The following is an 8,148-nucleotide window of genomic DNA, read 5'->3' as shown; positions in this document are numbered from 1 at the left end:
TCGTATCTCATTGAAACGACTAATTGTTCAGGAAATCAATGGGATAGAGCCGGAATTGCCTGTAATAACCCTAATTCCTGAGCTGGAACAAATCTTGCATCAAACCATGCAGGCATCCGGCGGAGAATCTGCTGGTATTGAACCTGGTTTAGCGGAACGTTTACAGACCTCTCTTAGCCAAGCGACTCAAGAGCAAGAGCTGAAAGGGGAGCCTGCAGTGTTACTGACTTCAGGCGTGTTGCGTTCGACTCTAGCTAAATTCGTGAAGAACACGATCCCAAGCTTAAGAGTACTGTCATACCAAGAAATACCGGATGAAAAGCAGATACGTATAGTACAAGCTGTTGGTAATTAAGCCGCCTAATTAGAACGGACGATCGAATTGAAAATTAAACGATTTTTTGCAAAAGACATGCGGACTGCTCTGCTCCAAGTTAAAGAAGAACTTGGTTCGGACGCAGTGATCATGTCTAACAAAAAGGTCGCAGGTGGCGTGGAAATTGTTGCCGCTATTGATGGCGAATCTAGCCCGTCAGCAGCGAGCCCAAGACTCAACAAACCTCAGCAGCCTGCGCATAGCCAATACACGCAAATGGCCGCTCCCTCAGTTCCGGCAGGGCGTCGCGAATTAGATGATGACAAGGTAAGCCTTCAGTCAAACTCTGAAGGTGGACGCTCAATGACCAAGCGCTTTGCAAACATGCTCAAGCAATTCAGTCATGGCGCAGACGATCAGCCGCAGCACCGCGCTGAAAACGAAGACTCTCTGTCAGCGTTACTTAATCGCCAATCTAGCAACAGTCACCTGTCGCAAAATAACCAGCCATCGAGTGGTAGCCTAGATTCAGCATTTGCTCGCGAAACTGGCCTCTCTAAATTGATTGCTGAAGATCGCCGAGTTGAACGCCCTGCACCTCGCTTGGATCCGACTCGTTACGATCGCGGTCGCGACAGTGGTCAATCCAAGGGGTCTGATACCGAAATGGAAACGATGCGTGAAGAGATGACCTCAATTCGTCGTCTGTTAGAGCATCAAGTTTCTGGGTTGATGTGGCAAGAAGTTGAGCGCCGTGAGCCGCTGAGAGCCATGCTTATCAAACGTCTAGAACGCATGGGTGTATCGGCAGAACTTGCTGATCAGATGGCTTGTTACATTCCTGAAGATACCAAACCAGCTCGTGCATGGAAGGCGTTGTTAGCCTTGGTTGCTGACCAGATCTCCGTGACACAGAAAGATATTTTAAAACGCGGCGGAATTGTGGCTCTACTTGGCCCAACCGGCGTGGGTAAAACGACGACGGTTGCAAAGCTTGCGGCTCGTGCTGCCATGGAATATGGCGCAGATAACGTAGCACTAGTGACAACGGACACATATCGTATAGGTGCACATGAGCAGTTATCGATTTATGGTCGAATTATGGGTTGTCCTGTAAGAGTTGCTAAAGATTCTAGCGAACTGGCCGATGTAATATATCAGTTACGTAATCGTCGCCTGATTCTGGTCGATACTGCGGGTATGGGACAACGAGATGTTCGCCTATCTGAGCAGTTAGACACATTGATGCAAGAGAGTGGTTCCGTTATCAATAGCTACCTTGTTTTGCCGGCTACAGCGCAACGCAAAGTACTACAAGAAACAATTGAACACTTTAGAAGAATCCCGTTGTCGGGATGCATCATGACTAAATTGGATGAATCTCTCAGTCTTGGTGAATTCATCAGTGTCGTAATACAAAATGCATTACCAGTTGCTTACATAGCAAATGGTCAACGAGTTCCTGAAGATATCGTTATAGCTCAACCAAAGTACATGATTGCTAAGGCAAATGAGTTATTAGAGAAATCTACAGAGAATGAACCTCATTACTGGAACAGCGATTCTGAAGGGCTCTAGGCGGCGGATAAATATGAATGAAAATATGATACACGATCAAGCTAGCGGCCTCCGTCGCTTAACCAAGCCTTCAATCACCAAAGTTATTGCGGTAACCGGTGGTAAAGGTGGCGTTGGTAAATCTAATGTGACGTTAGGTATGGCTATTTGTATGGCGCGCCAAGGTAAAAAAGTCATGGTGCTTGATGCCGACTTAGGCCTTGCGAACGTTGATATCATGCTAGGAATTCGCTCTAAGCGAAACCTTGGGCATGTGTTAGCGGGTGAATGTGAACTCAAAGATGCGATTGTTGAAGGTCCGCACGGAATTAAAATCATTCCTGCGACATCGGGCACGCAGAGCATGACAGAGCTATCACACGCACAACACGCTGGTTTGATTCGCGCATTTGGTACCCTTGAAGACGAGATGGACATCTTGCTAGTGGATACCGCGGCTGGAATCTCGGACATGGTGATCAGTTTCTCAAGAGCGGCGCAAGATGTGGTGGTCGTGGTTTGTGATGAACCTACTTCAATCACTGATGCATATGCGTTAATTAAGCTTCTGAGTAGGGAACACCAAGTTCAGCGATTTAAAGTTGTTGCAAATATGGTCAGAAGCTACCGTGAAGGCCGAGAATTATTTGCAAAATTGACTTTGGTCACAGAGCGCTTCTTGAATGTGAGCCTCGAACTCGTAGCATGTATTCCTTTAGATGATAAAGTACGTCAATCAGTCAAGAGACAGAAAATCGTAGTCGACGCGTTTCCTCGCTCTCCAGCTGCGTTGGCAATCAGCTCACTGGCAAATAAAGCATTGACCTGGCCAATACCAAAAACACCAAGTGGACACTTGGAGTTCTTTGTTGAAAGGCTGCTGAACCGTACTGAATTTGTAGAGGAACCATTTGGTGAATAAAGCGCTTACCTACGACCAACACGCTAATCACAATAGCCAACAGGCTTTTTTTGAGAAGTACTCTGTGTTGGTTAAACGTATCGCTCATCACTTGTTGGGGCGATTACCGCCTAATGTATTGGTTGATGACTTGATTCAAGCGGGCATGATCGGCTTGATTGAAGCGCAACAAAACTATGATGGTACCAAAGGCGCAAGCTTTGAGACGTATGCCGGTATTCGAATCCGTGGTGCAATGTTGGATGACATTCGCCGTGGGGATTGGGTGCCGAGATCGGTTCATAAAAACAATCGAGAAATCAGCAGTGCAATTGCGGAACTAGAGAGTACTCTCAACCGCGACCCAAGCGATGCCGAAGTGGCAAAGCACATGGGGCTCAGTTTAGAGCAGTATCATAGCGCTTTAACTGATATTAATTGCTCAAGATTGGTCGGGATCGAAGATTTAGGCGTCTCAGATGATGTAATATCTCCGAATGAAGACTCTCAAGATAACGCGCCTTTTCAAGGGGTTGCTGATGAGTCATTCCGCCAAGCTCTGATCGATTCGATAAAACAGCTTCCGGAAAGGGAAGGCTTAGTGCTTTCTCTTTATTACGACGAAGAACTCAATTTAAAAGAGATTGGGGAAGTATTAGGTGTCAGCGAATCTCGTGTCAGCCAAATATTGAGCCAATCTATGCAGCGTTTACGCACTAAGTTAAGTGCTTGGACACAGAACGACTAACAACACTGATTTTTATTCAGTGGAGGCTAATTTGAACAAAAACATGAAAATTCTCATTGTTGATGATTTTTCAACGATGCGCCGAATTGTTAAAAACCTACTTCGCGACCTAGGTTTCAACAACACACAAGAAGCAGACGATGGCTTGACCGCGTTACCTATGCTGAAAAAAGGCGAATTTGATTTCGTGGTAACTGACTGGAACATGCCGGGTATGCAAGGTATCGACCTGCTAAAACACATTCGTGCAGACGCTGAACTTAAGCACCTTCCAGTGCTAATGATCACAGCAGAAGCGAAGCGTGAGCAGATCATCGAAGCAGCGCAAGCGGGTGTAAATGGTTACATTGTGAAGCCTTTCACTGCCGCAACTCTTAAAGAGAAACTAGATAAGATTTTTGAGCGCTTATAAGCATTAAAAATAACCTGTTTTAGGCGCTTCTAGAGAGACATTAACTTTTTAGTTTCCGTTTCTCTCAAACGTTGAAGCGTCACAAATATGCGGAGTAAGGCCGAACTCAGGATGATTTCATTAGAACAAGCAAAAAAATTAGTAGAGCTGCTTGAAAACGATGAGCAGCAAGATGCTGATTCTCTTGTTAGAAGCATTTATGAAGACAACTTTAGTCTTCAAGACAATCCAATGCTTCAAGAAATAGGTAGTCTGACTCGCGACCTCCATGACTCTTTGACACAATTCAACTTTGACGAGCGCATTCGCGTTATCGCAAATGATGAAATCCCTGATGCAAGGGATCGCCTTCAGTATGTCATTGATAAAACGGAAGTTGCGGCAAATAAAACGATGGACGCTGTCGATCGCTGTATGCCAATCGCAGACAACCTACACGAGTGTTTACTTCAAGTAAGGCCTCAATGGAATGAACTGATGCATGGCCGCATTGAGCTGGCACAATTTAAAGCTTTATGTCACCGCATTGATGGATTGCTTGTCCAAGTAGAGGGCGATAGTACCGAACTACGTGGGCAACTGACTGAAATCTTGATGGCTCAGGATTTCCAAGATTTAACTGGGCAGATTATTAGCAAAGTTATTACCTTGGTGAATGAGGTTGAAGGGCGCTTAGTCGAGATTCTCACCGTATTTGGTGCGAATCAGGTTGAGCCAACTCCAACATCAGAGAAGAAAGCATCGATTGCTCCAGAAGGGCCAATCATGAATCCAGAAGAGCGCGAAGACGCTGTTGCTTCTCAGGATGAAGTCGACGATTTGTTATCCAGTCTTGGATTTTAAAGGTAACGTATGAGCTACGATTTAGACGAAGATATTCTTCAGGACTTTTTAGTCGAAGCAGGAGAGATCCTTGAGCTTCTATCAGAGCAGCTGGTAGAACTTGAGAATAACCCTGACGACAAAGACCTATTAAATGCTATTTTCCGTGGTTTCCATACAGTAAAAGGTGGTGCTGGTTTCCTAGCATTAACTGAGCTGGTGGATACTTGTCATGGTGCCGAGAATGTGTTTGACATTCTACGCAACGGCCAACGCAGCGTAACATCAGGCTTGATGGATACCATGCTGCAGGCTCTAGACACTGTTAATACACAGTTCCAAGCCGTGCAAGATCAGGAACCTTTAGTGCCAGCAGATCAAGCATTATTGGATGAGCTTCACCGTCTCTGTAAGCCAGAGTCAGCGGATGAAGTTGCACCAGTGGAAGCGCCTGCGCCTGTTATCCCTGAGCCTATCGCTGTTGAACCTGAACCGGTTGTCGAAAGTCCGAGCATCAGCGCCTCTTCAGTAGACGATATCTCTGAAGATGAATTTGAGCGTCTGCTTGATGAACTTCATGGTAAAGGTGGCTCACCAACGTCATCTGCGGCACCAACACCGCCGCCAGCACCAGCTGCACCACAACCTGTGGTTGATAGTGGTGATATCACTGACGACGAATTCGAAAAGTTATTGGACGAACTGCATGGTGCGGGTAATAGCCCGACAAGTGCTGGTTCAACGCCGCCTCCACCGCCAGCACCTGCTGCAGCACCAGTATCGGCGATGTCTGAGGGCGACGATCTGATGACTGATGAAGAGTTTGAGAAGCTACTTGATCAGTTACACGGCTCTGGCAATGGTCCATCAGTTGAAGAACTCGATGCCGCGACTAAGCCTGCTGAAAGTAAGCCCGTTGCACCTCAAGCTGCGCCTAAGCCGCAACCCGCAGCGCCAGTTGCTGTAAAAGCTGAACCTGCACCAAGTGCACCGGCAAAAGCGGAAGTGAAAGCGCCGGCTAAGAAGCAGCAAGCGGAAGCAACCGTTCGTGTTGATACCTCAACGCTGGATACCATTATGAACATGGTTGGCGAATTGGTATTGGTTCGTAACCGACTCGTTAGCCTTGGCTTGAACAGTAACGACGAAGAAATGTCGAAAGCTGTCTCTAACTTAGATGTTGTTACTGCAGACCTACAAGGTGCGGTAATGAAGACTCGTATGCAGCCGATCAAGAAAGTATTTGGTCGCTTCCCTCGAGTTGTCCGCGACCTTGCACGTAGCCTGAAAAAAGACATCGTTCTTGAGATGCGTGGTGAAGAAACGGATCTAGACAAAAACTTAGTAGAAGCACTTGCTGATCCACTGATTCACTTGGTTAGAAACTCAGTTGACCACGGTATTGAAATGCCTGAAGACCGAGTGATGGCGGGTAAATCAAGAACCGGTAAAGTGATTCTGTCTGCCTCTCAAGAGGGTGATCACATTGAGCTGGCTATCGTTGATGATGGTGGCGGTATGGACCCCGATAAGCTTCGTGCTATTGCGGTTAAACGTGGTCTGATGGATGAAGATGCTGCTTCTCGTTTATCAAACAAAGAGTGTTTCAACCTAATTTTCGCGCCAGGCTTCTCAAGTAAAGAGCAGATCTCTGATATCTCTGGTCGTGGTGTAGGTATGGACGTTGTGAAAACGGCGATCAACACACTGAATGGCTCAATTGATATCGATTCTGAGATGGGACAAGGCACCAAGATTACGATCAAGGTTCCACTGACACTAGCGATTCTACCTACCTTGATGGTTGGTGTTTCTGGTCACCCATTTGCGCTGCCTTTGGCTTCGGTTAACGAGATCTTCCACTTAGATCTAAGCCGTACCAACGTGGTTGATGGTCAGTTGACGATCATCGTTCGCGATAAATCGATTCCACTGTTCTACTTGCAAAACTGGCTTGCACCGAAAGCCGGTGATGTTGAGCTACGTAAAGGGCATGGTCATGTGGTTATCGTACAACTTGGCAGCCAACGTGTTGGCTTTGTTGTTGATACGCTTATCGGTCAAGAAGAAGTGGTGATTAAGCCGCTGGATAAATTGTTGCAAGGTACGCCAGGCATGGCAGGCGCAACAATTACGAGTGATGGTCACATTGCATTGATTTTAGATGTGCCGGACTTGTTGAAGCAGTACGCAGCTGCGTCAAGAATTTAATTTAAGGATAAATATGGCGATTAAAGTATTAGTCGTTGATGATTCGAGCTTTTTTCGTCGTCGAGTAAGCGAGATCATCAATTCAGAGGCTCGCCTAGAAGTCATCGATGTTGCGGTAAATGGTAAAGAAGCGGTAGAGAAAGCGAAACAGCTAAGACCTGACGTGATTACCATGGACATCGAAATGCCTGTCATGGACGGTATCACAGCCGTTCGTGAAATTATGGCGGCGTCTCCAACGCCTATTTTGATGTTTTCATCGCTAACGCATGACGGTGCTAAAGCGACATTAGATGCTCTAGATGCGGGTGCTTTAGACTTCCTACCTAAGAAGTTCGAAGACATCGCACGTAACCGCGATGATGCCGTTGCGTTACTTCAACAGCGTGTGATTCAGATTGCGGCTAAACGTGCTTTCATGCGCCGTGCACCAATTGCACCGAGGGCGACAGCAACGACTTCAACATCCACGTCATTGCGTCAACCGGTTTCTAATGCTACTCCAGCCGCTAGACCTGCGGTCGCATCCGCTGCGAAATTCAGAGCTTCGGGTAAGAAGTATCAGCTAACGGCAATTGGTACGTCGACTGGTGGTCCTGTTGCCCTACAGAAAATTTTAACGCGCATCCCTGCGAACTACCCGCATCCTATTGTGCTCGTGCAGCATATGCCTGCGACTTTCACTGCGGCTTTTGCTAGTCGCTTGAATACCTTGTGTAAGATCGAAGTTCGCGAAGCTCAAGACGGAGACGTGTTGAAGCCTGGCGTTGCTTATCTTGCTCCAGGCGGCAAGCAGATGATGGTTGATGGTCGTGCTGGATCGGCTCGCCTAAGAATCATCGATGGCGGCGATCGCATGAACTACAAACCTTGTGTGGATGTGACTTTCGGCTCTGCTGCGAAGATCTACGGCGACAAAGTGTTGTCTATGATACTGACAGGCATGGGTGCCGATGGTCGAGAAGGTTCACGCATGTTGAAAACCGCAGGCTCGACAGTCTGGGCACAAGATGAAGATAGCTGTGTTGTATATGGTATGCCTCAAGCTGTAGCAAAAGCTGGCATTTCTACTGAAGACCTACCTCTGGACCGCATCGCGGAACGGATCTTGGTTGAAGTTGGGTTAGCTTAGGTAAATCGAGATGATTGTTTGGAGTGTTGCAAACCAAAAAGGTGGTGTT

At 46.9% G+C, this 8,148-nt stretch carries 8 protein-coding genes; all 8 read left to right on the top strand.

What is annotated here, in order from left to right; all coding sequences use genetic code 11:
• Window positions 1-355, top strand: a 355-nt coding sequence (locus tag BCT81_RS14015) for an FHIPEP family type III secretion protein (RefSeq protein WP_198596897.1), incomplete at its 5' end; no start/stop codon positions are given.
• A gap of 27 nt (window positions 356-382) precedes the next feature.
• A complete protein-coding gene (gene flhF / locus BCT81_RS14010) occupies window positions 383-1,894 on the top strand; it encodes a flagellar biosynthesis protein FlhF (RefSeq protein ID WP_102424815.1) in 1,512 nt (503 codons plus the stop codon).
• A 13-nt stretch (window positions 1,895-1,907) separates the two neighbouring features.
• Complete coding sequence (locus BCT81_RS14005) at window positions 1,908-2,795, top strand: MinD/ParA family protein (RefSeq protein ID WP_008218303.1); 888 nt, start codon at window positions 1,908-1,910, stop codon at window positions 2,793-2,795.
• Entirely contained in the window at window positions 2,788-3,522 is a 735-nt protein-coding gene (locus BCT81_RS14000) for an RNA polymerase sigma factor FliA (RefSeq protein WP_004739861.1), read from the top strand. The genes BCT81_RS14005 and BCT81_RS14000 overlap by 8 nt, the downstream gene beginning before the upstream one ends.
• A gap of 43 nt (window positions 3,523-3,565) precedes the next feature.
• Window positions 3,566-3,934 (top strand): chemotaxis response regulator CheY, encoded by a 369-nt coding sequence (gene cheY, locus BCT81_RS13995; protein WP_008218307.1) that lies wholly within the window; start codon window positions 3,566-3,568, stop codon window positions 3,932-3,934.
• A gap of 111 nt (window positions 3,935-4,045) precedes the next feature.
• Entirely contained in the window at window positions 4,046-4,777 is a 732-nt protein-coding gene (locus tag BCT81_RS13990) for a protein phosphatase CheZ (RefSeq protein ID WP_102424814.1), read from the top strand.
• A gap of 9 nt (window positions 4,778-4,786) precedes the next feature.
• Window positions 4,787-6,967, top strand: coding sequence for a chemotaxis protein CheA (locus BCT81_RS13985; RefSeq protein ID WP_061033688.1), 2,181 nt, complete (start codon window positions 4,787-4,789; stop codon window positions 6,965-6,967).
• Between the two features lie 13 nt (window positions 6,968-6,980).
• Window positions 6,981-8,099: a chemotaxis response regulator protein-glutamate methylesterase gene (locus tag BCT81_RS13980; RefSeq protein WP_102424813.1), complete on the top strand. Its 1,119-nt coding sequence runs from the start codon at window positions 6,981-6,983 to the stop codon at window positions 8,097-8,099.
• Window positions 8,100-8,148: the final 49 nt, after the last annotated feature.

It is taken from the genome of Vibrio sp. 10N.261.52.A1 (assembly GCF_002876325.1).
Taxonomy (GTDB): Bacteria; Pseudomonadota; Gammaproteobacteria; order Enterobacterales; family Vibrionaceae; genus Vibrio; species Vibrio chagasii.
The sequence above is the reverse complement of the archived record's forward strand: the minus strand, read 5'-3'. Positions and strand labels throughout refer to the sequence as shown.

Excerpts from the sequence above, each read along its gene's own strand:
- cheY (WP_008218307.1), top strand. The coding sequence starts at position 3,566 with ATGAAAATTCTCATTGTTGATGATTTTTCAACGATGCGCCGAATTGTT.
- BCT81_RS13985 (WP_061033688.1), top strand. The coding sequence starts at position 4,787 with ATGAGCTACGATTTAGACGAAGATATTCTTCAGGACTTTTTAGTCGAA.
- BCT81_RS13990 (WP_102424814.1), top strand. The coding sequence starts at position 4,046 with ATGATTTCATTAGAACAAGCAAAAAAATTAGTAGAGCTGCTTGAAAAC.
- BCT81_RS14005 (WP_008218303.1), top strand. The coding sequence starts at position 1,908 with ATGAATGAAAATATGATACACGATCAAGCTAGCGGCCTCCGTCGCTTA.
- BCT81_RS13980 (WP_102424813.1), top strand. The coding sequence starts at position 6,981 with ATGGCGATTAAAGTATTAGTCGTTGATGATTCGAGCTTTTTTCGTCGT.